We start from the raw sequence: 23,451 nt of genomic DNA, 5'->3' as shown, positions 1-23,451 counted from the left end.
TCAAGGCCGCCGCGCGTACCCCCCTGCCGATCCTGCCAGGAAATGAGAACATGGGCATCGACAAAGAACGCGATATCGAGGCGAACTTGCAGATCGGGCCGACCGATCAGGGCATGGTGCGGCTGTTCATCGACTCCGGCACCACCGAGATCCCGATGGATTTCGATCCCGACGAGGCGATCGAGATCGCCGAAGAGATTCGGGCCGCCGCCGAAACGGCACGGCACCTGGGCGCCCGTTCCGGCAAGCGCCGCTAGGCACGGATTCAGACCCGCGGATCACGCCAGCCCTGCAACCGTCGCGCCGCATCGCGGGCGAATTTCCGGGTGATCACCTTGCGCCGGGCGGCGGCCAACGGCGCCTCGGGGGCCTCGCGCAGCAGGTCGGCACCATAGCCATCGGCGATGATCACCCCGGTTTCCTCGGGCAGCAGATCGAGCGGGAAATCCACATCGACCGCCCAGAAGAACCGGTCACACCAGGTCAGATAGCCATCCCATTTCGCATCCGACAGGAAATCGGCGCGTGAGGATTTGCACTCGATCACCCAGATCTCGCCCTTTGGCCCGATGGCGATCACATCCACCCGCTTGCCGCGTTCGGGGACGAATTCCTCAAGACAGGCAAAGTCGAGCGCATGGGTCAGAAACCGACAGACGCCACGGGCGAGAATCTGGCCCGGCTGTGGTGTCGGCGCCGGAGAAAGCAGCGGATCAATCATGCGCAAAATATCGAACATTTCATGAACAAAGACAAGGCCGGTGCCGCAAGCCCGGCCCGGACCGGGCACCGCAGAAAAAACTTCGACGAAGTTTTTTGCCTCGACGCAACTGCCCGCGCCCTGGCGTCACGCAACGGTTTTCGCGAAAACCGTTTGTAAAAGTCTTCGCCGAAGACTTTTACCCGGCGACGTTCAGGGGAAGAAGCGATGCGCCGCGCGTCACCCGCCAGAGCAAAGCTAAAAACCTGCGCTCATCGCCCTTGCCGCCCGCCCCGGCGCAGCCTAGATCAGGGACAGGCGGGTTCTGCCCTTCCAGTGAACGGTTACATTCCGGTGGCCTTAAGCAAATCCGAGGGAGCTGGCTCTGTCCGGGCCGTGGTCCGATTACCTGGCGCCCACCTGTGTATACAGGTCCTCGGGAATGCACTAACCACACGTTTGTGGTGGTCCCGCCGCTTCGATTTCAGCGCCGCGCAGGCGCCTTGGCCAAGGCGGGCCTTGGCGCCGTGACCGGTGCCCGGTTGCCGCCCTGCGGCGGCTGCGGTTTTTCCGCCATCCGCATGATTCGATAGGCGAATTGCACCCCGGAAAAAACGATCCCGTTAAAGAACCACAGCAGGAAGATCGCCAGCGGGCCAGAGTCGCCCTGGACCAAGTGACGCAAGCCGCCAACGTCCAGCAGGACCAGCCCGGCGACGAATAATGCGGCCACCGCGAAACCGACAACCACGCTGAGGATATAGAGGCGAACAAGTTTGGGCATGATGCGACCCCCCATTCAGATCACATTACCATAACTGAATGTACTCAGAATGTCGCCGCGACTTTTTCGCCTGCCGGAGCTGGTCCCGGGGTGCGACGATCAGAATTTGTCCGGCTGCGCCTCGCGGGCCATGTGATCCAGCACCGCGTTGACGAATTTCGATTCCTTGCCGTCGGGAAAGAACGCCTTGGCGATGTCGACGAATTCACTGATCACCACCCGCGGCGGCGCCGCGCCTTCGACCAGTTCGGCACCCGCCGCGCGAAACAGCGCTCTGAGGGTCGGGTCGATTCGGGCGATCGGCCATTTCGCCACCAGCCCCCGGTCGGTCATCTGGTCAATCTTGGCCTGCCAGTTCACCGCATCCGCCATCAGCTTGCGAAACAGCACCGCGTCGCCCTCGGCCATCTCATCGCCCTCATAGACCGCGCCAAAGCGGTGATCCTCGAATTCGGCAATGACCTTTTGCACAGGTTGGCCCGAGGCTTCCATCTGGAACAGCGCCTGCACCGCATAGAGCCGGGCGGCGCTGCGCATCTTGCGTTTCTGGTTGCCGGAAAGGGCGGGGGCTTGGCCAGTCATGGAGATCAATTCTATCGCAGATCAGAGGGTGGTTTGGGCGAGCCCGGCGATGATCGTGTCCTCGCCCATCGGTTCCGCAGGGCGGAAACCGACACCAGCGCGCGGTGCGCCCCACTTGCGTGAAAGCGTCAGCAGATGCAAGGCCGCCGCAGCGGCGCCACCGCCTTTGTTCTGCTCCGTCACCCGCGCCCGAACCAGCGCCTGATCGCGGTTTTCCACCGTCAGAATGCCATTGCCGACCGCATAGCCGGACAGCCCCAGAAGGGTCAGCCCGCGCGAGCTGTCGTTGCAGACGGTTTCGTAATGGGTGGTTTCGCCACGGATCACGCAGCCCAGCGCGACGAAGGCGTCGAAATTCGACAGCCGCCCGGCCATCGAGATCGCGGTCGGCACTTCCAGCGCGCCAGGCACCTCGATCAGGTCATGGCTGGCGCCCCAGGCCTCGATCTCGGCCTTGGCACCGGCGATCAACTGATCGGCGATATCGCGATAATAGGGCGCCACCACGATCAGCACCTTGGCGGGTTTGCTCAAGCTGGCGCGCGACATCGTGTAATGGGTTTCAGAAGCGGCCATCACGCACCCCCGGAGATCTTGCGGGTACCGGTGATTTCCAAGCCATAGGCATCGAGCCCGACGATCGAGGGTTTCGGCGAATTGGTCAGCAGCTCCAGCTTGTGCAGGCCGAGCGAGGACAGAATCTGCGCGCCCAGCCCATATTGCTTCAGCACTTGCGGACTGATCTCCTTGCCGGTGGCCAGGCGCATGTGGGTGTCGCGCAGCAACACCAGCACCCCGCGCCCCTCGGCGGCAATCACCCGCATCGCGTCGGCGAACTCACTGGCCCGGCCCGGCCCGCCCAGCCCGGCGACATCGCGCAACGGGTTCAGCGCATGCATCCGCACCAGCACCGGATCATCGCCAGCCACATCGCCCTTGATCAGCGCGATATGTTCGCTGCCCTGGGTCGCGTCAGTATAGACCCGCAGGGTCCATTCACCGCCGAATTCCGATTGCACCACCTCTTCGGTCCGCACCCGCACCAGATTGTCGTGGCGGCGGCGATAGGAGATCAAATCGGAAATCGTGCCGACCTTCAGCCCGTGTTTCTGTGCGAAAGCGACCAGCTCGGGCAACCGCGACATGGTGCCGTCTTCGTTCATGATCTCACAGATCACGCCCGAGGGATTCAGCCCCGCCAACCGCGAGATATCGACGGCCGCCTCGGTATGCCCGGCACGCACCAGAACTCCGCCCTCACGGGCGCGCAGCGGAAATACATGGCCCGGCGTGGCGATATCCTGGGCGCCATGGGCGGCGTCGATGGCGACCGCGACAGTGTGGGCCCGGTCATGCGCCGAAATCCCGGTTGAAACCCCCTCGCGCGCCTCGATCGACACGGTGAAGTTGGTTTCGTGCCGCGACGAGTTGGTCGAGGACATCAGCGGCAGGCCCAGCTGATCGACCCGTTCGCCGGTCATCGACAGGCAGATCAGCCCGCGGCCATGGGTGGCCATGAAATTGATCGCGTCGGGGGTGCACATCTGCGCCGGGATCACCAGATCGCCCTCATTCTCGCGATCCTCGTGATCGACAAGGATGAACATCCGGCCGTTGCGGGCGTCATCGAGGATTTCCTCGACCGAGGAAATGGCATCGCGCCAATTGTCTTCCACCGGCCCGGGATTTTCGAAAGTGGCAGTGTTCGGCATGGTCATGATCCCGTTCGATGAGCGTTACCGGGCAGATAGACCACATGCGCCCGGTTTGCCAGAGCGACGCGGCGTTGGCGCGCGGATATGAAGCGGGTCATCCCCAGTTCAGGCCAGCGGAACGAAACAGCTTTCTGCCGCCAGATAGGCCCCCAGCCCCCCGGCGGCACCCCAATCGGTTTGCCTGGCGGCGCGCGGCAAAGCCGGTGCAGCGGCAACACCACTGACAAGGTGGGGGCGTCCTCGGACTGGCCGGTCAGCCCGCAACCTCGTTCAGGCGCGCGACATAGCGGGCCATGGTGTCGATCTCGATATTCACGAAATCGCCGGTCTTCACATCGCCCCAGGTGGTCACCGTCTTGGTATGCGGGATCAGGTTGACCCCAAAGCGGACACCCTCGACATCATTCACCGTCAGCGAGGTGCCGTTCAGCGCGACCGAGCCTTTTGGCGCGATGAACCGGGCCAGCGCCGCCGGGGCAGCGAATTCGATCCGGGTGCTGTCGCCTTCGTCCAGCATCGAAACCACCTCGGCGACGCCATCGACATGCCCCGAGACGATATGCCCGCCGAGCTCATCCCCGACCTTCAGAGCACGTTCCAGATTCAGCCGTTTGCCAGATGCCCAGCCGTTGCGCCCGATGGTGGTCGTGTCCATGGTTTCCGCACTGATTTCGACATCGAACCAGTCGGCGCCAAGCGCGATCACCGTCAGACAGACCCCGTCGCAGGCGATGGACGCGCCGATCTCGATGCCGTCGATGTCATAGCCGGTGCCGATCCGCGCCTTCAGGTCGCCGCGTTTTTCCACTTGGCGGACGATGCCAATATCCGTGACAATACCGGTGAACATGATGATTTCTCCTTGCCGATACTGACCTAACTCTGGCAGCGGCGCAGGGCAAGATGCTTGGCCCTCTGCCTGGCACCAGATGTCACGGCGACCGGCCCCGCCGATGGCGGTATCCTGCCCGAAGGCGACCGCGCGAGAGATGGCCGAGGGCGACGGCCCCGAGCGACGGTCGAGATTATTCCCAATACGGTCACAATTTCGCCGTTGCGGGCGGCTACTACTCAGGAAAGGCAATAAGGTAACGACATCCCCATGACTGCGATCACCGGAGATAACCGCGTTTTCCTGTTTCTGCAGGGGCCGCATGGGCCGTTCTTTCACCGGCTTGGGCGGATGCTGCGCCTGGCGGGGGCCGAGGTCTGGCGCGTCGGCTTCAATGCCGGGGACCGGGCGTTCTGGTTCGATCCAGACAGTTATATCCCCTATCGCGGCGCGGTCGCGGACTGGCCGGACCGCTTCGAAACCCTGGTGGCCGATAAATCCATTACCGACATCGTGCTCTATGGTGATACCCGCGCCATCCATGCCGAGGCCGTCAGCCGTGCCCGCGTCCTTGGCCTCAAGGTGCATGTGTTCGAAGAAGGCTACATGCGGCCCTATTGGGTGACCTATGAACGCGACGGCGCCAACGGCCATTCGCGGCTGATGGATATGTCGGTGCCGGAAATGCGTCACGCGCTGGAAAATTCCGATATGGACACCGCGCTGCCACCGGCGCGCTGGGGCGATATGCGCCACCATATCTTTTACGGCGCGCTCTATCATTGGTTCGTGATGTTCCGGAATGGCGCGTACCGCAATTTCACCCCGCACCGGTCGATCCCGGTGACCAAGGAATTCCAGCTTTACCTGCGCCGCCTGCTGTTGATGCCGTTTCAGGCCGCCGAACGCTGGGCGGCCAGCTTTCGCATCCGCCATAGCGGCTTTCCCTATCATCTGGCGCTGCTGCAGCTTGAACACGACAGTTCATTCCAGAAACATTCGCCGTTCACCACGATGCCGGATTTCCTGGAGCTGGTGATCAAGGGCTTTGCCGAAGGCGCGCCGCGCCATCATCACCTGGTGTTCAAGGCGCATCCGCTAGAAGATGGACGGGTGCCAATGCGCCGCGAAATCCGCCGCCTGACCAGCGCCTATGGCCTGAAGGGCCGGGTGCATTATGTGCGTGGCGGCAAGCTGGCGCAATTGCTGGACGATGCCCGCAGCGCGGTGACGGTCAATTCCACCGCCGCGCAGCAGGTGCTGTTTCGCGGAATTCCGCTCAAGGTCTTCGGCAAGGCGGTCTATGCCAAGCCTGAGTTCGTTTCGACCCAGCCGCTGCCAGAGTTTTTTGCCGGGGCCGGTCGCCCGGACCGGCGCGCCTATCAGGATTATCGCCGCTATTTGCTGGAAACCAGCCAGGTGGCGGGCGGATTCTATTCCGCGCGCGCCCGCCGGCAGTTGCTGCGCACTGTGGTCGACATGATGCTGGCCCGCGAAGATCCCTATGACGCGTTAAAATCCGGCACCGCGGCGCCGCGGCAACAGTTGCGCGCCATCACCTGAGCCGTCGCACACGCGCTGCTGGCTTTTCTCGCTCGATTCCGATACCTTGGCAAAAAAAGTTGAGGCAGAATAATAGGTCGAGGAGACCGGGCAGTGAAATTCCAGGCAAACCGCTGGGCGAGATCCGTCGCCCTATTGGCCGTCATCGTTGGCATTGGGGGCTGCACCCTGTTGCCCCGAGTCGGACCAAGCAAGAGCGAGATTTTCGCCGGATCCGTGCAACGTGAGGGCGATGCCTTTGTTGTTGCAGTGAATGACCGGGTGACGCGCTCGACTGCTGTCGTCCCCGCCCTTGGCTTTTCCGAGGGTTTCATCAATGCCGGTCAGATCGGATCGGACACCATCCGCCCCGGCGACACATTGGGCCTGACGGTCTGGGAAAACGTCGATGACGGGTTGCTGGCCGGTGAAGGCACCAATGCCACCATCCTCGAAGAGGTGCAGGTGGACGGCGCAGGCTTTATCTTTGTGCCCTATGCCGGACGGATCCGCGCCGCGGGCAACACGCCGGATGCGGTGCGCCGGATCATCACCAACAAGCTCAAGGAACAGACCCCGGATCCGCAAGTCCAGGTGCGCCGCATCGCCGGTGACGGATCGACGGTGTCGCTGGTCGGCTCGATCGGCGGGCAAGGTGTCTATGCCATCGAACGCCCGACCCGGACACTTTCGGCAATGATCGCCCGGGCTGGCGGCATCACCATTGCGCCGGAGATTGCCAAGATCACCGTGATTCGTGGCAGCCATCGCTCGACGGTCTGGTTCCAGGATCTGTTCGAGAACCCGAAATTCGACATCGCCCTGCGTGGTGGCGACCGCATCCTGATCGAAGAGGACACCCGGTCCTTCACCGCGCTCGGGGCCACCGGATCGCAATCCCGGGTCAAGTTCGAAACCCAGACCCTGTCCGGGCTTGAGGCCATCGCCCAGGTTGGCGGTTTGCTGACCAACACCTCTGACCCGACCGGGGTGTTCGTGTTCCGCAACGAGGATGCCGAGATTTCCAACAAGGTTCTGGGACGCACCGATCTGATCGGTGCCCAGCGGATGGTTTATGTGCTCGACCTGACCAAGCCCAATGGCATGTTCATGGCCCGCGACTTTGTCATCCGCGACGGCGACACGCTCTATGTCACCGAAGCGCCCTTCACCCAGTGGAGCAAGACCATCTCGGCCCTGACCGGATCGCTGAGCGCGGTCAACACGCTCAACACTGCGGCAACCGGGATCGGTGGCCTCTGACGTGAGCTCCGAGACACGGACCCAAGCCGCCGGAGGGGACACCCCCCGGCGGCTTTATTTTTTCAACGCGGGCTTTCTGCGGCAGCGACGGCTGCGCCGGATCCTGCATTTGGCCGGGTATCGCCTGCGCCTCGGTCGCCCCGGTGCCGGTGACGAGATCGCGGTCTGGGGCCGTTCCCCCTATGCGGCGCGCGGCGAGGCGGTGGCGGAACACAGCGGCGCCGCGCTGGTGCGGATCGAGGACGCCTTTCTGCGCTCGCTGTTCCCAGGCCGCGCCGGAGAACCGCCAATCGGTCTGATGATCGACCACAGCGGCGTGCATTTCGATGCTTCTGCGCCGTCCGATCTGGAAACCCTGCTGGCCAGCCATCCGTTCGATGACACCACCCTGCTGAACCGCGCCCGCGGCGGCATTGCCCGGATGCGCGAGGCGCATCTGAGCAAATACAACGCCTTTGACCCTGATGCCGCCCTGCCCGACCCGGGCTATGTGCTGGTCATCGACCAGACCCATGGCGATGCCTCGGTCCGCTTTGGCGGCGCCGATCGCAACACATTCCGCGAAATGCTGTATTGGGCGCAGGAGGATTTTCCCGCCGCACGAATCATCGTCAAGACCCATCCCGAAACCCAATCCGGGCTGCGCGGCGGCTATTTCGATGCCACCGATGTCAATGGCCGGGTCAGCCTGTTCAGCGATCCGGTCTCGCCCTGGGCGCTGATGGAGGGGGCGGTCGCCGTCTATGTGGTGTCCTCGCAATTCGGCTTCGAGGCGATCCTGGCCGGGCACCGCCCGGTGGTGTTTGGACGGCCCTTCTATGCCGGATGGGGACTCAGCGATGACCGCCATCCGCAAGACTTCCCTCGACGCAGGCGCAAGCTGACCCGGGCCCAGCTGTTCGCCGGGGTGATGCTGGAATTCCCGGTCTGGTATGACCCGGCCCGCGACCGGCTGTGCCGGTTCGAGGACGCGGTTGAACAACTCGCCGCCGAGGCGCGCGCCTGGCGCGACGATCATCTGGGCTGGGTCGCCTCCGGCATGCGGCTGTGGAAACGCCCGGTGCTGCAGGCCTTCTTTGGGCGCCAGCAGCGGGTGCGTTTCGCCGACCGCCCGGCGCCGCCACGGCGCTGGATGTGCTGGGCCAGCAGGGCCGCTGAGGTCGGGCGGTTCGTGCGGGTCGAGGACGGGTTCCTGCGCTCACGCGGGCTCGGCGCGCGTTTGGTGCCGCCGCTGTCGCTGGTGCTCGACGACCTCGGGATTTACTATGATCCGAGCGGCGAAAGTCGGCTTGAGCGGCTGATCGCCCAACGCGCCAGGCTGCGCCCCGAACAACAGGCGCGGGCCGAAGCGCTGATCGACCGGCTGGTCGGGTTGGGCCTGTCGAAATACAACCTCGGCGGGGCGCTGCCCGATCTGCCCATCGGCCGCCGGGTGCTGGTCCCCGGCCAGGTCGAGGACGATGCCTCGATCCGCCGGGGCGCGGGGGCGGTGGCCAGCAACCTCGCCCTGCTCCGCGCGGCCCGTCAGGCCAATCCCGACGCGGTGATCCTGTTCAAGCCGCACCCCGATGTCGAGGCCGGGCTGCGCCCCGGCGCCGTCGATCCCGAGTCGCTTCAGGGGTTGGCCGATGCGGTGCTGACCGGCACCGATCCCGCCGCGCTGCTGGACCAGATCGACGAGGTCTGGACGATGACCTCGCTGATCGGGTTTGAGGCGCTGCTGCGCGGCAAGCGGGTGGTGACCACCGGCGCGCCCTTCTATGCCGGTTGGGGGCTGACCCGCGACCTTGGCGATGTGCCGCCACGGCGCCGGGCGCGGGTGTCACTGGCCGGGCTCGCCCATGCCACGCTGATCGATTATCCGCGCTACCGTGACCCGGTCAGCGGCCTGCCCTGCCCGGTCGAACTGGTGGTCGACCGGCTTGCCAGCGGCAAGGTGGCGCGCCCCGGACTGGCCAATCGGCTGCTGAGCAAGGCGCAGGGGCTGCTGGCCAGCCGCGCGCATCTGTGGCGCTGAGCGCCGCGCGCGGTGCCATTCAGTTGTCGCCGATCTGGTGCTGCCGATCAGGTGTTGCGGATGATCTTGGCGAAATTCTCGAACAAGTTGGAATTGCCGCAGAGCACCTCGCCATCGGCCAGCAGGTCACCAGTCGGATCGAGCGGTTCGATGAACCCGCCGGCCTCGCGCAGGATGATCACCCCGGCGGCGATGTCCCAGGCGTGTAGCCGCCGCTCCCAGAACCCCTCATAGCGCCCCGCCGCGACATAGGCGAGGTCGAGCGCCGCAGCGCCCCAGCGCCGCACCCCGGCACAGACCGGGCTGATCCGGGCCAGGTCCTGCAACACCGCAGGCAGATCGGTGCGCCCGGCAAAGGGCAGGCCGGTGGCGAACACCGCCTCGATCATCTGCGCCCGGCCCGAGACCCGGATCCGCTGATCGTTCATGAAGGCGCCACCGCCTTTTTCGGCGAAATACATCTCGTCCTTGACCGGGTCATAGATCACCCCGGAAACGATCTGACCTTTATGTTCCAGCGCGATCGACACCGCCCAATGCGGCAACCCGTGCAGGAAATTGGTGGTGCCGTCCAGCGGATCGACGATCCAGCGCCGGGTCGGGTCCTGGCCCTCGATCTCGGCCTCTTCTTCGGCCAGCCAGCCATAGGTCGGACGGGCGCCGAGCAGCTCTTCCTTCAGGATCGCCTGCGCCGAGATATCGGCGCGGCTGACGAAATCGCCCGGCCCCTTCATCGAGATCTGCAGGTTCTCGACCTCGCGGAAATCCTTGGAAAGCGACCGGCCGGCCTTGCGGGCGGCCTTGAGCATGATGTTCAGATTGGCACTGCCGGGCATGGGAGACTCCTGTCGGTCGAGCCGCGCGTATAGACCGCCCCCCGCCCCTTGCCAAGGCCCGCCCTCCTGCGTCTCTGGTAATCGAACATGTTCCACCCGGCGATTGTCGCCTTTCCTCCCCCGCTTCCTCTGGTCAGAAATATCCTCGGGGGGGGGGGCGCCGCAGGCGGTGGGGGGGGGGGCCCCCCCGGGGGGGGGGCCCCCCCCCCCCCCCTCTGCCCCCCGACTTCGGGCTATCCCAGCCTCAGCACTCTCAGGCCCGCTGCAGCTTCACCGCTTCGGTGCGGGCCAGGCGGATCACATGCGCCATATAGGGTTTGTCCAGATCATCGGCGCGCACCGCCGCGAACATTCGCCGGGTCAGCCCGGCCTCAGTGATCGGGCGGGTGACGTAATCGCTGTGATACTTGACCTCGCGCAACACCCAATCGGGCAGCACCGCCACCCCACGCCCCGAGGCGACCAGCAGCAGGATCATCTCGGTCAGCTCAACCTGGCGCACCGCCGCCGGTTCCACCCCGGCCGGTTCCAGCAGCATCGAGAACACGTCGAGCCGGGTGCGGTCGACCGGATAGGTCAGCAACGTCTCGCCACGAAAATCCTCAGGCGTGACAAAGGCCTTGGCGGCCAGCGGATGGCTGGCGGCGGCGACAAAGACCGGCGAATAGTCAAACAGCGGCGCAAAGGTGATGCCCGGCACCTCTTCCGGGTCCGAGGACACCACCAGGTCCACCGCCTCGCGCTGCAACGCATCCATCGCGGTAAATGCCAGGCCGGGGCGGATATCGACATCGACATCCGACCAGGCGCGGCGGAATTTCTCCAGCACCGGCAACAGCCAGTCGAAACAGGCATGGCATTCGATGGCGATATGCAACCGTCCGGCACTGCCGTCGCGCAGCCCTTCGAATTCCTCCTGCAGCGCGTCGATTTCCGGCAGCACCCGTTCGGCAGTGCGCAGGAACCGCTCGCCTGCCGCCGACAGGCGCAGGGGTTTTGAGCGGCGCACGAACAATTCGACCCCGGTCTGATCCTCCAGGCCCTTGATTTGATGGCTCAAAGCCGACTGGGTGATATGCAGCCTGTCGGCGGCGCGGGCCATGCCTCCGGCCTCGTGGATCGCCCGCACAGTGCGCAGATGCCGCAGTTCGATATGCATGATCTGAACCCGCCTCATGTTCAGGATGAGAATCTTGAAGTTGTCTCACATCATCCAATCTGCGACAAGACGGCAACCAAAGGATGCCCAAGATGACCGTGCCCGCCGTATCATTCGAATTCTTTCCGCCGCAAAGCCTGGCCGCGTCGTTCCGGCTCTGGGACACGGTTCAGGTGCTGTCGCCGCTGAAACCGCGTTTCGTTTCCGTGACTTATGGCGCCGGCGGCACCACGCGGGACCTGACCCGTGACGCGGTGGCGACGCTGCATGGTCATTCCGGGCTGAATGTCGCGGCCCATCTGACCTGCGTCAACGCCACCCGTGAAGAGACGATGGAGATCGCCGATGGCTTTGCCGCCGCCGGGGTCACCGAGCTGGTGGCGCTGCGTGGTGACCCCCCCAAGGGCGCCGGCGCCTTTGCCGTGCATCCCGGCGGATTCGCCAATTCGGTCGAACTGATCGCGGCGCTGTCCGCCACCGGCAAATTCACCATCCGGGTGGGCGCCTATCCGGAAAAACATCCCGAGGCCGCCAATGCCAAGGCCGATGTCGACTGGCTGAAACGCAAGATCGACGCCGGTGCCGCCGAGGCGCTGACCCAGTTCTTCTTTGAGCCGGAACATTTCCTGCGCTTCCGCGATGCCTGTGCCAAGGCCGGGATCACCGCGCCAATCGTGCCCGGCATCCTGCCGATCGAGAACTGGAAGGGCGTGCGTCGTTTTGCCGAACGCTGCGGCACCGCGGTGCCGGTCTGGCTGGACGAGGCGTTTGACAAGGCGATCCGCGACGGGCGCGAGGATCTGCTAGCCACCGCGCTGTGCAGCGAAATGTGCACGACTTTGATCGACGAAGGCGTCGACAGCCTGCATTTCTACACGATGAACAAACCCGAGCTGACCCGTGATGTCTGTCATGCCCTGGGCATCACCCCTGACATGCGTCTGGAAAACGTGGCCTGAGTCTGGACCTCGCCGGAACCGGTTCCTAGGTTGCCGGAAAGGAGATCCGGAATGAATCAAGTCAAAACCCTTGCCGCTGCCGCAAAGGGGATGAGCGGCCTTGAACGCCAGCATGAAACCATTGCCGGGCGCCGCAGTGGGCCGGGCATCTGGAAGGTGCTGGGCTTTCAGCTGGAAACGGCGGAACCAGGCCGGGCCACGCTGATCTCGACCCCGCGCGAAGAGCTGCGCAATGCCGGCAGTGGCGGCATGCATGGCGGCTGGGTCGGCACCTTTCTTGACAGCTGCATGGCCAGCGCGGTGTCGACCATGATGCAGGCCGGGCAAGCTTCCACCACCTTGGAATTCAAGGTCAATATCATCCGCCCGATCCTGCCCGGCACGCCGGTGCGCGCCATCGGCACCACCCAACATGTCGGCCGGTCCACCGGCATCGCCTCGGGCGAAATTCGCGGCATCGAGGATGACCGGCTTTACGCCACCGGGACCACCACCTGCATGGTGTTCAACCTGCCCAAGGACTCCTGAAATGACTGACAGCGTCTTTGATCGCTTCCCGCCGCCGCCGATTGCCGAATTCCTCGGCTGGGAGCTGATTTCAGAGGACCCCGAAACCGGGGATATCGAAATCGCCTTTCATCCGACCGACGAGATGACCAATGTGCGCGGCGATGTGCAGGGCGGTATCGTTGCCGCGATGCTCGACGACACCATGGGCCCGGCGCTGATGTCGCTGACCGGCGGGCGCTGCATCGCCGCCTCGCTGGATATCAATATCAGCTATATGCGCCCCATGCATCCGGGCCGGGTGATCGCCCGTGGCCGGGTGATCCGCAAGGGCCGCACCATTGCCTTTCTCGAGGCCGAATTGTTCAACGCTGAGGGCAAGCTGTTGGCGCGCGCCACGTCCTCGGCCATTCCAATGGAAATCGCATGAGCAACGCACTCGACACCCGCTCGAACATCACCAAGCTGTTCGGGATCGAACCGATTGCCACCGGGCCCGAACCCGGGAAGATCGAAGTCGCCTATCACCCGGATCAGAGAATGATCAATCCGCGCGGTGATGTGCAGGGCGGCATCGTCGCGGCGCTGCTCGATAACGCGATGGCACGGGCGCTGGCCGATATGAACGCGGGCAAGGTGATCGCCGCCACGGTCGAATTGAACGTCGCCTTTCTGCGCCCGGTGAAACCGGGCCGGGTGATTGGCCATGGCAGGGTGATCAAACAGGGCCGCAGCATCGCGTTTCTTGAGGCGGAATTATTCGACACCGACGGCATCCTGCTGGCGCGGGGCACCTCAACCGGGGTGCCGGTGCCGATCGGCTAACCCTGGGATCGGCGGCGCTGCGCCGGCTGCGGCATCCGCAAGCCGCGCGCAATCGCGGATTCGTGCAGCCGTTCGGATGGATCACCACCAACCTGGCGCGGATGACGCAGCAGGAAAAGCTTGCCCACGCCCTGCCAGGTGCCGCTGGACGGGGCGTGGACATCGGTCGGAAACCGGTCGCGCCAGCGCGGCGGCAGATCCAGCCCCGAGGCTTCGGCCTGGTTCAGCATCCAGACCAGCGGAATATTCGACAACGGCCGCGCCGCCTGCAAATTGCCAAGCTGGCCACCGACATCGCCATGGCTGCCCGGAAACCAGACCTGTTCCAGCCGCCCATCCCAATCCGGATCCGTTTCCCAAAGGATCGGGCGATAGGCGTCACGCGATTCCTCGAGCGCCAGCGCGTGAAACCCCGCCTTGACGCAATGCGACAGGTGCAGATTGTGGAAATCATGCGATTTTTCGGTCAGCTTCCAGATCAGCGGCAACCGCACCCCCAACGCCTTGACCGTGTCCCAGGTGCCGATCATCTCGACCGCCACATGGTCATGGCAATGCGCCCCCCGGAACGCCACCGTGGCGATCCCGGCAGCGCCGGAGCGGTAATGACGATAGGCCTGTTCGACATTGCGTTCGGTCGCCTCTTCGGCGCGCAGCAGACCGACCCGGTCGATCACCCCGGCCAGCGAGCGCACCGCGAAGGCACCGCGCGAATAGCCCAGCAGGAAAATCCGGTCGCCAGGGCGGTAACGCGAGGCGAGATAGCCATAGGCACGCCGGATTTGGCGATTGATCCCCTTGCCGACCATCACGTCCCAGCTGTGTTTCCAGGATTGCAGCTGAATTCCGGATTCGTAATAGAGCGACAGATCGGCGCCGCCGCGTTCCAGCAACAGCTGATAGGTGAGCCCGGCGTTGGTTTCCTCGCCCGGGTCCAGCGTCGACATGGTGCCATCAAGGATCACCACATGGGTGACCGGGCCACGGCGTCGGGCGCTTGGCGCGTTCCGCCGTCGGCGGGCACTGCCCGGCAGAAGCCGGGCGAGAAGGGTTTTACTCAGCCGCCTCAGCATGATTCAACATCGCCCATACCCGATCAGAGGTGAATGGCATATCCGCCTGCCGCACCCCGCGCTGGTGCAGCGCGTCCGCCACCGCATTGGTCACCGCCGCCATCGAACCAACGGTCCCGGCCTCGCCGCAGCCCTTCATCCCCATCGGGTTGGCGGTCGAAGGCACCGGTTCGCTGGTGAAGGAAATAAACGGCATATCCGTCGCCCGTGGCATCGCGTAATCCATGAAGGTCGCGGTCAGCAACTGGCCGTCCTCGTCAAAGACCACCTTTTCCATCAGCACCTGGCCAGCGCCCTGAACCACCCCGCCATGCACCTGACCTTCGGCCAGCATCGGATTGATCAGATTGCCGAAATCGTCGACCACGGTGTATTTCACCAGATCGACCTTGCCGGTGTCAGGGTCGACTTCAACCTCCGCGACATGGGCCCCGTTGGGATAGGAGCGGCCCGGCAGCTTGGCGACACCGCTGTGCACCAAGAGCTCGCTGCGGCCCCGTTCACGCGCCCAGTCGGCGACATCCAGCATCGACGGCGCGGCATTCGATCCCTCGATGCGAAAGCTCTCGTCGTCAAAGCTGATCTTTTCGGGATCGACCTCCATCACCTCGGCCAGAAACCCGCTGAAGGCTTCGATGATCTTGGTCACCGTCGCCAAGGTGGCATTCGACTGGTTGGTGACCGAGCGTGATCCGCCGGTGCCGCCGCCCTTGGCGATCAGATCGCTGTCGCCCTGAATGACCCGGATATGTTCGGCCGGAATGCCGGTCTGATCGGCCAGGAATTGCGCATGCACGGTCTCATGCCCCTGCCCGTTCGACTGGGTGCCGACATAGATATTCACCTGGCCATCATCCAGAAACTCGACCTTGGCGCCCTCGGTGGGATCGCCCAGAATGCTTTCGATATAATAGCACAGACCCACCCCGCGCAGCTTGCCCGCCGCGGTCGATGCCGCCTTGCGGGCGGCAAATCCATCACGATCCGCCTTGATCGCCGCCAGGTCGAGGATCCGGTTGAAATCGCCGACATCATACAATTCGCCGGAAAAGCTGGTGTAGGGGAATTGATCGACCTGAACGAAGCTTTTGCGGCGCAGGTCCCAGGGATCGACACCCAGATCACGCGCCGCGATATCCATCGAGCGTTCCAGCAGGAAGATCGCCTCGGGCCGCCCGGCGCCGCGATAGGCATCGGTCTGTGCGGTATTGGTGTAATAGCCTTCGGCCTCGAGATAGACGTTCTGCACGTCATAGACACCTGAGCAGACCCGCGCGAACAGGTAGGTCTGGATCATCTGGCCAAAGCCGGAATTATGGGCGCCGAGGTTGTAGCGGGTCTTGACGTGATAGGCGATCAGCCGGTGATCCGCGTCAAAGCCCATCTCGACATCATGTTCCAGATCACGCGCGCCATTGTCCGACAGCATCGATTCGGTGCGATCGGCGATCCAGCGCACCGGACGGCCCAATTCCCGCGCCGCAAAGCAGCAGGCCAGGTATTCCGGATAGGCCTTGGTCTTCATCCCGAAACCGCCGCCGACATCGGGATGGGTGACGCGAACATTCTCTGGCGCCAGGTCAAAAATCCGTGTCAGGTTCGTCTTGGCGCCCCAGACCCCCTGACCACCGAAACACAGATGCATCCTGGTGCCGTCCCATTCGGCGTAACAGCCGCGCGGCTCCATCGCGTTGACCATGCAGCGGCTGTCGACGACCTGGGCGCGCACCACATGCGCCGCCCCGGCCAGCGCCTCGGCCACCGCCGCGCCATCGCCCTCGTGCCAGTCCACTCCCAGGTTGCCCGGCGCCTCGGGGTGGATATCGACCGTGCCACGCGCCAGCGCCATCTGGGCCGGAAGATCGTCAATGTCGACCTCGACCAGCTCAGCCGCGTCGCGGGCCTGGGCCAGGGTTTCGGCAACGATCAGCACCAGCGGCTGGCCGACAAAACGCACCCGCCCCTCGGCCAAGATCGGGTGACGCGGTGCGGCCGCTGGGGTGCCGTCCCGGTTTTTCTGCAGGGTGGCCGTCAGCCCTTCGGTCACGCCACCGGCCAGGATATCGTCATTGCTGATCGCCAGATGCACCCCCGGAGCCGCCCGCGCGGCGCTGAGGTCGATGCTCCGGATCTCGCCATGTGCGACACTGGAACGCAGCACATAGCCATAGAGCGCGCCGTCCGGCGCCACATCATCCACATAGCCGCCGCGCCCGCTGACCAGACGCGGATCCTCGAACCGTTTCACCGGTTGGCTTTTGCCGAATTTTTGCATGACCTGCCCCCTACTGACGACTGAGTTGGACACTAACGGCATTGCCCCGAGTGTCCAGAGCATGTCGGTCAGAGGCGGGAGACAGTCACCGGATCGCTCAGGCCGTAGCCGTTAAACCGGGTCGACAGCGCCAGCGAATAGGCCCCCATCCCGGCAATCATCAGATAATCGCCCTCGGCAAGGTCCGCAGGCAGCGCCAAGCCCTCGGCCAGCAGATCGAGACTGTCACATGTCGGGCCGAACACCTGCCGCCGTCGCGCCGCACCGCGTCGGAACTGCCCGTCCGGCGTCAGCACCCGGATCCGGTCGATCGGGCCGATGTCGCGCAATTCCGACAGCCCGCCGTAAATTCCGTCGTTCAGATAGACCCGTCCGTCAGCGCGCAGCGCCTTGACCCGTGCCGCCAGGATAAAGGCCTCAGCCACTAGCGCCCGCCCCGGCTCACAGACCAGCGTCGGCGCCTCGGCGCCGAATGCGGCGCGGACAGCGCTTTTGATCGCTGCGAAAATCCGCTCCAGCCCCGGTGCCTCGCCGCCGCGATGCGACGGAAACCCGCCGCCGACATTCAGCCGCGCCAGCCGCACCCCCGCCGCCTGCGCCACCTCGGCGCAGGCGCGGATATAGGCGGTCCAGGCGGCCGGATCGGTGCATTGGGTGCCAGGGTGAAAGGTCATCGCCGGGCTGAGGCCCATCGCTGCCACCTGGCGCAGCAACGTCGCCGCCTGATCCGGCGCTGCGCCGAATTTGGAACCGAAGTCATAAACTGCCCCGGCGACCGGCAGTTTCAGCCGCACCGCCACCTCGCCGCCCTGTGCCGCAGAGGCAATCTTGGCCAGTTCGCCAGCCTCGTCGATGGCCCAGGAGCGCACCCGATGCCGCGCCGCGATGGCGATCTCACCCGGAGAGCGGATCGGATTGTTGTAATGCAACACCGCCCCCGGCGCGATGTCCCGCACCGCATCCATTTCCGCCGGGCTGGCCACGTCAAAGGCGTTGATTCCAGCGGTGGAGAGATTTTCCAACACCTCGCGCCGGTCATTGGCCTTGACCGCATAGGACACCTGCCCGGGAAACCCGACCACGAAGCGCCGCGCCGCGGCTTGCAACACCTCCGGGCAAAAATAGATCACCGCCTGATCCGGCCTGACCCGGCGCAAATGCGCCACCGGATCGTTCAACCTGATACCCTGCATGTCACCCTCCGCTTGCCCGCTCTGGTTCAGTCTGCCGCGAATTGCGCTCGATTTCCCCCGTGAGACCGCCCATAATGCCCGAAATTTGCGTCACTTTGCCGAGGTATCCATGCAACCTGACGAAACAGACCGCGCCCTCCTCGCCCTGCTTGGCGAAAACGCCCGGCTGCCGGTGGCTGACCTCGCGCGCCGCCTTGGCCTGGCCCGCACCACGGTGCAGGCGCGGATCGAACGGCTCGAATCCCAGGGGGTGATCGCCGGTTACACCATCCGCCCCGGCCGCGCCCTGGCGCCTCCGCTGCGCGCAACCGCCCTGGTTTCGGCCGAGTCGCGGCAGATGCCCGGCCTGCTCACCCGGCTGCGCGCCATGCCCGAGGTCGAGCGGGTGCACACCCTGTCCGGCCGCTTCGATCTGCTGATCCAGATCGCCGCGCCGGATACCGAAACCCTCGACCAGTTGCTCGACGCCATCCATGACGCGCCCGGGGTGCGCTCCTCCGAAAGCCTGATCCACCTCAGCACCAAGATCGACCGCGGCCTCTGAGAGCTCCGGCCCGCGTCTTCTGTTCCAAACTATCTCGGGGGAATCGCCCAAAGGGCGATGGGGACAGCGCCCCCTTTCCCTCGCCCCGCCATTTCGCTATCTGACCCCGGACCAGAGGAGACATGCCATGGCGATGGAAAAAACCTTCGACGCTGCCGAAGCCGAAGCCCGGATTTACCGCGCTTGGGACGAGTCCGGCGCCTTTGCCGCCGGGGCCAATGCCCGCCCAGGAGCAAAGCCGTTTTCCATCATGATCCCGCCGCCGAATGTCACCGGCTCGCTGCATATGGGCCATGCCTTTAACAACACCCTGCAGGACATCCTGATCCGCTGGCACCGAATGCGCGGTTTTGACACGCTCTGGCAGCCCGGCACCGATCACGCTGGCATCGCCACCCAGATGGTCACCGAACGCGAAATGGCGGCCAATCAGGAACCGACGCGCGCCGAGATGGGGCGCGAGAAATTCCTCGACCGGGTCTGGCAGCAAAAGGTGCAATCGCGCGGCACCATCATTGGTCAGCTGAAACGCCTCGGCGCCTCCTGCGACTGGTCGCGCGAGGCGTTCACCATGGGCGGCGCGCCCGGCGATCCCGAGGCGGGCAAAGGCCCGAATTTCCATGACGCGGTGATCAAGGTCTTTGTCGACATGTATGACAAGGGGTTGATCTATCGCGGCAAAAGGCTGGTCAATTGGGACCCGCATTTCGAAACCGCGATTTCCGATCTCGAGGTCGAAAACCTGGAAGTCGCCGGGCATATGTGGCATTTCAAATACCCTTTGGCGGACGGCGCGACCTATGAGTATTTGGAGAAAGATGAAGACGGGACGGTGATCCTGCGCGAGACCCGCGATTACATCTCGATCGCCACCACCCGGCCTGAAACCATGCTGGGCGATGGCGCGGTGGCGGTTCATCCATCGGATGAACGCTATGCCTCAATCATTGGGAAATTTTGCGAAATTCCGGTTGGCCCGAAAGCGCATCGGCGGCTGATCCCGATCATCGTGGATGACTATCCCGATCCCAATTTCGGCTCGGGCGCGGTCAAGATCACCGGGGCACATGATTTCAACGATTACGGCGTTGCCAGCCGCAATGACATCCCGATGTATCGGCTGATGGACACCAGGGCGCGGATGAGGAATGACGGCCAACCCTATGCCGAAGCAGCAAAAATCGCCCAAGACGCGGCAAAGGGCGAGGTGCAGCTCAGCGTCGCCGAGGCGGATGCGATCAACCTGGTGCCCGACCATCTGCGCGGCCTTGACCGGTTCGAGGCGCGCCAGCGGGTGATCGAGGAAATCACCGCCGAGGGGCTGGCGGTGATGACCCGCGCCGACAATCCGGTGCTGGGCAAGGCCGCGCTGAAACCCGATGCCGAGGGCGCCGAGGCATTGGTGCCGCTGGTCGAGGCCAAGCCGATCATGCAGCCGTTCGGCGACCGCTCGAAAGTGGTGATCGAACCGATGCTGACCGACCAATGGTTTGTCGATGCGGAAAAGATCGTCGGCCCGGCGCTGGATGCGGTGCGCGATGGCAAGGTGAAGATCCTGCCGGAGAGCGGTGAAAAGACGTATTTTCACTGGCTCGACAATATCGAACCCTGGTGCATTTCGCGCCAGCTGTGGTGGGGGCATCAGATCCCGGTTTGGTATGGGCCAGGCTTTTCCTTGAATGAGGAAGGGGAAATTGTGCGCGGGAACGATTTCATGTTTTGTGCCCACGACTTTCAATCTGCAAAAGAAATTGCGCTCGAAAAATACTCCAAAATATTCGAACGCGCGACAACACTCGAGATGGACGAAATTCTCGTCGACCCTGAACCGTCGTGGCCGACCACAGATAAGGAATATGGTGATTTCCGGAAACTGATGAAGGGTACAGGACTGGAGAACCTTTATCCAAAACGGCGACTTGAACAACCTCGAAGCTCGCGGTTCCAGGTAGAAAACGACAGTGTTTCCGGCACACAGCACATAAAGATTTCAATGCGTCGCGACCCCGACGTGCTCGACACCTGGTTCTCTTCCGGCCTCTGGCCGATCGGCACCTTGGGCTGGCCCAACAACACCCCGGAATTGCAGAAATACTTTCCGACCTCGGTGCTGATCACCGGGCAGGACATCCTGTTCTTCTGGGTCGCCCGGATGATGATGATGCAGCTGGCGGTGGTCCAGGATATCCCGTTCCACGAGGTCTATCTGCATGGGCTGGTGCGCGACGCCAAGGGCAAGAAGATGTCCAAATCGCTGGGCAATGTCGTCGATCCGCTGGATATCATTGGTGAATACGGCGCCGATGCGCTGCGCTTTACCAATGCCGCCATGGCCTCGCTCGGCGGGGTGCTGAAGCTCGACATGCAGCGCATCGCCGGTTATCGGAATTTCGGCACCAAGCTGTGGAACGCCGCCCGCTTTGCCGAGATGAACGGCGTCTGGGAGGGGCATGAGACGCAAGCCACGCCGCCCGCCGCCACCGCGACGCTGAACCGCTGGATCCTCGGCGAAACCGCGCGGGTGCGCGAAGAGGTCGATGCCGCGCTCGCCGCCTATCGTTTTGATGACGCCGCCGCGGCACTTTACCGGTTCGTCTGGGGCAAGGTCTGTGACTGGTATGTCGAATTCTCGAAACCGCTGCTGCAGGAGGATGCCGCCGAAAAACCCGAGACTCGGCAGGTGATGGCCTATGTGCTGGATCAATGCATGATCCTGCTGCACCCGATCATGCCCTTTGTCACCGAAGAGCTGTGGCAAACCACCGGCACACGGGCGAAGATGCTGATCCATGCCGATTGGCCCGAGATTGCCGCCGCCGATCTGGCCGATCCAGAGGCGGATCGCGAAATGGGCTGGGTGATTGCGCTGATCGAAGACATCCGCTCCGCCCGCGCCCAGGTGCATGTGCCCGCCGGGCTGCACTTGCCGCTGGTCTCGACCGGGCTCGACGCGGCCGCGCAGGGCGCCTGGGCGCGCAATGAGGCGCTGATCGCCCGGCTGGCGCGGCTTGAGGGGCTGAGCCTTGTCGAGGCCTTTCCCAAGGGCTGCATCACCATCCCCGCCGAGGGCGCCACCTTTGGCCTGCCGCTGGCCGGGGTGATCGACGTCGCCGAGGAACAGGCGCGGCTGAACAAGACGCTGCAAAAGCTGGGCAAGGAAATCGGCGGGCTTGAGGGCCGGCTGAAGAACCCGAAATTTGCCGAAAGCGCGCCCGAAGAGGTGGTTGCAGAGGCGCAGGCCAATCTGGCAGCGCGCCAGGACGAGGCACGGCAAATCGAGGCAGCGCTGGCGCGGCTTGCCGAACTGGGCTGAGGGGGGCGCCCTGCGGCCGGCGCCTTATTCGGCGGCGGCCTGTTGCGCGCCGATCTGCGCCTCGATCCGGTTGATTCGGCGCACATAGAGCGCCGCCAACAGCCCTAGAACGCTGGCTATGACCATCATCACGGGCACCAGGATCAGCCCGTTGTCCTTGGTCACCAGGCTGCCGGTCAAGGTGGTGACCACCGCACCGGTGGCAACGATCAGCGCCGAAGACAGGCCCGAGGCACTGCCAGCCAGATGCGGGCGCACCGAGATGGACCCGGCATTGGCATTGGGCGAGGTCAGCCCGTTGCCGATCCCCGACAGGATCATCGCGCCAAAGAACAGCGGCTCGGACACATAGCCCGCCGCAAGGATCAGCCCCGGCACCCCGATCCCGACAATCGCCAGAACCCGCCCGGCGATGATCATCGTGGTCAGCGGATAGGAGCGTGACATCCGGCTGGTAATTGCGGTGCCGATCATGAACCCCAGGGTGATCGAGCCCATCCACATGCCGAGCTCGGCGGTGCCCATGCCGAATTGGGCGGGCGCCACCAGCGGCGCGGCGGTGACAAAGATGTGGAAGGTCGACACCGACAGGGCGGCGCAAAAGGAATAGCCCCAGAACCGGCGCGAAGTGATCAACTCGGGATATTCGCGGAACTGGGCGCCGAAACTGGACGAGCGGTTGTGATGGGTCTCGCCCGCGTCCAGCCAGCAGAGCACGAACAGGATCGCACCCGAAGCGGAATAGACGGCGAAATTGGCGCGCCAGCCGAACACGCTGTCGAGGAACCCGCCCAGCATCGGCCCCATCATCGGGGCCACCGCCATCAGCGTCGAGATCACTGCCAGCTTGGCGGCGGATTCGCGTTCGTCATATTGATCGCGGATTGCCGCCCGGCTGAGCGCCATGCCAGTTGCCGCCGAGGATTGCATCATCCGTCCAAACAGGAACCAGTGGAAATCCTCGGTCAGCGTGCAGAGCAGCGAGGCCATGAAAAACACCGCCATCCCGACCAGAACCACCGGACGGCGGCCATAGCGGTCGGAAATCGGGCCAATGACGATCTGGGTGACGGCGGTCATCGCCAGATAGCCGCCGATGGCCAGGCTCATCACCCCGTAATCGACGCCGAAATCCTGCGCCATATGCGCCAGCGACGGCAGGAACATGTTCAGCGTCAGGACCGAACTGCCGGTCAGCAGCACCAGTGTGGCGATATGCGGAGGAGTGGTAGCGGCGCGTAAGGCCATGAAAACCGTCAGAGCAATTGATTTGCCCCTTTCTAGGCCGATTGTGCGGCGAGTGTAAGTCCCCTACTTGCCGTTCGGAAAGCA

Annotated in this window: 23 protein-coding genes; 11 read left to right on the top strand and 12 right to left on the bottom strand. The window is 64.1% G+C overall.

Annotated features, from left to right (window positions below; translation table 11 throughout):
- The first annotated feature begins 50 nt into the window (after window positions 1–50).
- Window positions 51–257, top strand: coding sequence for a DUF6324 family protein (locus P1U48_RS00500; protein WP_301066199.1), 207 nt, complete (start codon window positions 51–53; stop codon window positions 255–257).
- Window positions 258–265: 8 nt separating this feature from the next.
- On the opposite strand, the gene P1U48_RS00495 is transcribed toward P1U48_RS00500, so the two are convergent.
- Window positions 266–739 carry an MmcB family DNA repair protein gene (locus tag P1U48_RS00495; protein ID WP_301066197.1) on the bottom strand — a complete coding sequence of 158 codons (474 nt, stop codon included), beginning with the start codon at window positions 737–739 and terminating at the stop codon, window positions 266–268.
- Window positions 740–742: 3 nt separating this feature from the next.
- Between P1U48_RS00495 and P1U48_RS00490 the strand changes: the two genes are divergently transcribed.
- Window positions 743–880: a hypothetical protein gene (locus tag P1U48_RS00490; RefSeq protein ID WP_301066195.1), complete on the top strand. Its 138-nt coding sequence runs from the start codon at window positions 743–745 to the stop codon at window positions 878–880.
- A gap of 304 nt (window positions 881–1,184) precedes the next feature.
- Here the strand turns inward: P1U48_RS00490 and P1U48_RS00485 are convergent, their stop codons facing one another.
- The 5 genes from P1U48_RS00485 to P1U48_RS00465 all read right to left on the bottom strand — a co-directional run bounded on the left by P1U48_RS00485 (window position 1,185) and on the right by P1U48_RS00465 (window position 4,631).
- Window positions 1,185–1,484 carry a hypothetical protein gene (locus tag P1U48_RS00485; protein WP_301066193.1) on the bottom strand — a complete coding sequence of 100 codons (300 nt, stop codon included), beginning with the start codon at window positions 1,482–1,484 and terminating at the stop codon, window positions 1,185–1,187.
- Between the two features lie 99 nt (window positions 1,485–1,583).
- The gene (gene nusB, locus P1U48_RS00480; RefSeq protein WP_301066192.1) at window positions 1,584–2,066 is read right to left on the bottom strand and encodes a transcription antitermination factor NusB; all 483 of its coding nucleotides are present in this window, start codon (window positions 2,064–2,066) and stop codon (window positions 1,584–1,586) included.
- Between the two features lie 21 nt (window positions 2,067–2,087).
- Window positions 2,088–2,642, bottom strand: coding sequence for a 6,7-dimethyl-8-ribityllumazine synthase (locus P1U48_RS00475; protein ID WP_301066191.1), 555 nt, complete (start codon window positions 2,640–2,642; stop codon window positions 2,088–2,090).
- Window positions 2,642–3,778, bottom strand: coding sequence for a 3,4-dihydroxy-2-butanone-4-phosphate synthase (gene ribB / locus P1U48_RS00470; RefSeq protein ID WP_301066189.1), 1,137 nt, complete (start codon window positions 3,776–3,778; stop codon window positions 2,642–2,644). Before ribB ends, P1U48_RS00475 begins: the two co-directional genes overlap by 1 nt.
- A 256-nt stretch (window positions 3,779–4,034) precedes the next feature.
- Window positions 4,035–4,631, bottom strand: a complete 597-nt coding sequence (locus P1U48_RS00465) for a riboflavin synthase (protein WP_301066187.1) — start codon at window positions 4,629–4,631, stop codon at window positions 4,035–4,037.
- Window positions 4,632–4,883: 252 nt separating this feature from the next.
- On the opposite strand from P1U48_RS00465, the gene P1U48_RS00460 reads away from it, so the two are divergent.
- The 3 genes from P1U48_RS00460 to P1U48_RS00450 all read left to right on the top strand — a co-directional run bounded on the left by P1U48_RS00460 (window position 4,884) and on the right by P1U48_RS00450 (window position 9,435).
- Window positions 4,884–6,176: a capsular biosynthesis protein gene (locus tag P1U48_RS00460; RefSeq protein ID WP_301066186.1), complete on the top strand. Its 1,293-nt coding sequence runs from the start codon at window positions 4,884–4,886 to the stop codon at window positions 6,174–6,176.
- 93 nt (window positions 6,177–6,269) lie between these two features.
- On the top strand, window positions 6,270–7,418 hold the full coding sequence (locus P1U48_RS00455; protein ID WP_301066185.1) for a polysaccharide biosynthesis/export family protein: 1,149 nt from the start codon (window positions 6,270–6,272) through the stop codon (window positions 7,416–7,418).
- A 1-nt stretch (window position 7,419) separates the two neighbouring features.
- The gene (locus tag P1U48_RS00450) at window positions 7,420–9,435 is read left to right on the top strand and encodes a capsular polysaccharide biosynthesis protein (RefSeq protein ID WP_301066184.1); all 2,016 of its coding nucleotides are present in this window, start codon (window positions 7,420–7,422) and stop codon (window positions 9,433–9,435) included.
- A 47-nt stretch (window positions 9,436–9,482) separates the two neighbouring features.
- On the opposite strand, the gene P1U48_RS00445 is transcribed toward P1U48_RS00450, so the two are convergent.
- Window positions 9,483–10,271 carry an inositol monophosphatase family protein gene (locus P1U48_RS00445; RefSeq protein ID WP_301066182.1) on the bottom strand — a complete coding sequence of 263 codons (789 nt, stop codon included), beginning with the start codon at window positions 10,269–10,271 and terminating at the stop codon, window positions 9,483–9,485.
- 253 nt (window positions 10,272–10,524) lie between these two features.
- Window positions 10,525–11,430, bottom strand: coding sequence for a LysR family transcriptional regulator (locus P1U48_RS00440; protein WP_301066180.1), 906 nt, complete (start codon window positions 11,428–11,430; stop codon window positions 10,525–10,527).
- Between the two features lie 92 nt (window positions 11,431–11,522).
- On the opposite strand from P1U48_RS00440, the gene metF reads away from it, so the two are divergent.
- Genes metF through P1U48_RS00420 form a run of 4 tightly spaced genes read left to right on the top strand, consistent with a single transcriptional unit; the run spans window position 11,523 to window position 13,721 of the window.
- Window positions 11,523–12,389 carry a methylenetetrahydrofolate reductase [NAD(P)H] gene (gene metF, locus P1U48_RS00435; protein WP_301066178.1) on the top strand — a complete coding sequence of 289 codons (867 nt, stop codon included), beginning with the start codon at window positions 11,523–11,525 and terminating at the stop codon, window positions 12,387–12,389.
- A 51-nt stretch (window positions 12,390–12,440) separates the two neighbouring features.
- Window positions 12,441–12,917, top strand: a complete 477-nt coding sequence (locus tag P1U48_RS00430) for a PaaI family thioesterase (RefSeq protein WP_301066176.1) — start codon at window positions 12,441–12,443, stop codon at window positions 12,915–12,917.
- 1 nt (window position 12,918) lies between these two features.
- Complete coding sequence (locus P1U48_RS00425; protein ID WP_301066174.1) at window positions 12,919–13,326, top strand: PaaI family thioesterase; 408 nt, start codon at window positions 12,919–12,921, stop codon at window positions 13,324–13,326.
- Window positions 13,323–13,721 (top strand): PaaI family thioesterase, encoded by a 399-nt coding sequence (locus P1U48_RS00420; RefSeq protein WP_301066172.1) that lies wholly within the window; start codon window positions 13,323–13,325, stop codon window positions 13,719–13,721. The genes P1U48_RS00425 and P1U48_RS00420 overlap by 4 nt, the downstream gene beginning before the upstream one ends.
- On the opposite strand, the gene P1U48_RS00415 is transcribed toward P1U48_RS00420, so the two are convergent.
- From P1U48_RS00415 to P1U48_RS00405, 3 genes are all read right to left on the bottom strand, one after another.
- Window positions 13,718–14,797, bottom strand: coding sequence for a DUF2235 domain-containing protein (locus tag P1U48_RS00415; RefSeq protein WP_301066852.1), 1,080 nt, complete (start codon window positions 14,795–14,797; stop codon window positions 13,718–13,720). The two genes, P1U48_RS00420 and P1U48_RS00415, sit on opposite strands and share 4 nt — an antisense overlap.
- The gene (locus P1U48_RS00410) at window positions 14,775–17,069 is read right to left on the bottom strand and encodes a xanthine dehydrogenase family protein molybdopterin-binding subunit (protein WP_301066170.1); all 2,295 of its coding nucleotides are present in this window, start codon (window positions 17,067–17,069) and stop codon (window positions 14,775–14,777) included. The genes P1U48_RS00415 and P1U48_RS00410 overlap by 23 nt, the downstream gene beginning before the upstream one ends.
- A 68-nt stretch (window positions 17,070–17,137) precedes the next feature.
- Window positions 17,138–18,262 (bottom strand): type III PLP-dependent enzyme, encoded by a 1,125-nt coding sequence (locus P1U48_RS00405; protein WP_301066168.1) that lies wholly within the window; start codon window positions 18,260–18,262, stop codon window positions 17,138–17,140.
- A 109-nt stretch (window positions 18,263–18,371) separates the two neighbouring features.
- Here P1U48_RS00405 and P1U48_RS00400 point away from each other — a divergent pair, with 109 nt between their 5' ends.
- Both P1U48_RS00400 and P1U48_RS00395 read left to right on the top strand, forming a co-directional pair.
- A complete protein-coding gene (locus P1U48_RS00400) occupies window positions 18,372–18,806 on the top strand; it encodes an Lrp/AsnC family transcriptional regulator (RefSeq protein ID WP_301066167.1) in 435 nt (144 codons plus the stop codon).
- Window positions 18,807–18,933: 127 nt separating this feature from the next.
- A complete protein-coding gene (locus P1U48_RS00395) occupies window positions 18,934–22,119 on the top strand; it encodes a valine--tRNA ligase (RefSeq protein WP_301066166.1) in 3,186 nt (1,061 codons plus the stop codon).
- A gap of 24 nt (window positions 22,120–22,143) precedes the next feature.
- Here the strand turns inward: P1U48_RS00395 and P1U48_RS00390 are convergent, their stop codons facing one another.
- Window positions 22,144–23,367 (bottom strand): multidrug effflux MFS transporter, encoded by a 1,224-nt coding sequence (locus P1U48_RS00390; protein ID WP_301066164.1) that lies wholly within the window; start codon window positions 23,365–23,367, stop codon window positions 22,144–22,146.
- Between the last annotated feature and the right edge of the window lie 84 nt (window positions 23,368–23,451).

This window comes from Pseudooceanicola sp. (genome assembly GCF_029213205.1).
Lineage (GTDB): Bacteria > Pseudomonadota > Alphaproteobacteria > Rhodobacterales > Rhodobacteraceae > Pseudooceanicola.
This window is presented reverse-complemented; position numbering and strand designations above follow the sequence as displayed.

Excerpts from the sequence above, each read along its gene's own strand:
- P1U48_RS00500 (WP_301066199.1), top strand. The coding sequence starts at position 51 with ATGGGCATCGACAAAGAACGCGATATCGAGGCGAACTTGCAGATCGGG.
- P1U48_RS00495 (WP_301066197.1), bottom strand. The coding sequence starts at position 739 with ATGTTCGATATTTTGCGCATGATTGATCCGCTGCTTTCTCCGGCGCCG.
- P1U48_RS00490 (WP_301066195.1), top strand. The coding sequence starts at position 743 with ATGAACAAAGACAAGGCCGGTGCCGCAAGCCCGGCCCGGACCGGGCAC.
- P1U48_RS00485 (WP_301066193.1), bottom strand. The coding sequence starts at position 1,484 with ATGCCCAAACTTGTTCGCCTCTATATCCTCAGCGTGGTTGTCGGTTTC.
- nusB (WP_301066192.1), bottom strand. The coding sequence starts at position 2,066 with ATGACTGGCCAAGCCCCCGCCCTTTCCGGCAACCAGAAACGCAAGATG.
- P1U48_RS00475 (WP_301066191.1), bottom strand. The coding sequence starts at position 2,642 with ATGGCCGCTTCTGAAACCCATTACACGATGTCGCGCGCCAGCTTGAGC.
- ribB (WP_301066189.1), bottom strand. The coding sequence starts at position 3,778 with ATGCCGAACACTGCCACTTTCGAAAATCCCGGGCCGGTGGAAGACAAT.
- P1U48_RS00465 (WP_301066187.1), bottom strand. The coding sequence starts at position 4,631 with ATGTTCACCGGTATTGTCACGGATATTGGCATCGTCCGCCAAGTGGAA.
- P1U48_RS00460 (WP_301066186.1), top strand. The coding sequence starts at position 4,884 with ATGACTGCGATCACCGGAGATAACCGCGTTTTCCTGTTTCTGCAGGGG.
- P1U48_RS00445 (WP_301066182.1), bottom strand. The coding sequence starts at position 10,271 with ATGCCCGGCAGTGCCAATCTGAACATCATGCTCAAGGCCGCCCGCAAG.
- P1U48_RS00440 (WP_301066180.1), bottom strand. The coding sequence starts at position 11,430 with ATGCATATCGAACTGCGGCATCTGCGCACTGTGCGGGCGATCCACGAG.
- metF (WP_301066178.1), top strand. The coding sequence starts at position 11,523 with ATGACCGTGCCCGCCGTATCATTCGAATTCTTTCCGCCGCAAAGCCTG.
- P1U48_RS00430 (WP_301066176.1), top strand. The coding sequence starts at position 12,441 with ATGAATCAAGTCAAAACCCTTGCCGCTGCCGCAAAGGGGATGAGCGGC.
- P1U48_RS00425 (WP_301066174.1), top strand. The coding sequence starts at position 12,919 with ATGACTGACAGCGTCTTTGATCGCTTCCCGCCGCCGCCGATTGCCGAA.
- P1U48_RS00420 (WP_301066172.1), top strand. The coding sequence starts at position 13,323 with ATGAGCAACGCACTCGACACCCGCTCGAACATCACCAAGCTGTTCGGG.
- P1U48_RS00410 (WP_301066170.1), bottom strand. The coding sequence starts at position 17,069 with ATGCAAAAATTCGGCAAAAGCCAACCGGTGAAACGGTTCGAGGATCCG.
- P1U48_RS00405 (WP_301066168.1), bottom strand. The coding sequence starts at position 18,262 with ATGCAGGGTATCAGGTTGAACGATCCGGTGGCGCATTTGCGCCGGGTC.
- P1U48_RS00400 (WP_301066167.1), top strand. The coding sequence starts at position 18,372 with ATGCAACCTGACGAAACAGACCGCGCCCTCCTCGCCCTGCTTGGCGAA.
- P1U48_RS00395 (WP_301066166.1), top strand. The coding sequence starts at position 18,934 with ATGGCGATGGAAAAAACCTTCGACGCTGCCGAAGCCGAAGCCCGGATT.
- P1U48_RS00390 (WP_301066164.1), bottom strand. The coding sequence starts at position 23,367 with ATGGCCTTACGCGCCGCTACCACTCCTCCGCATATCGCCACACTGGTG.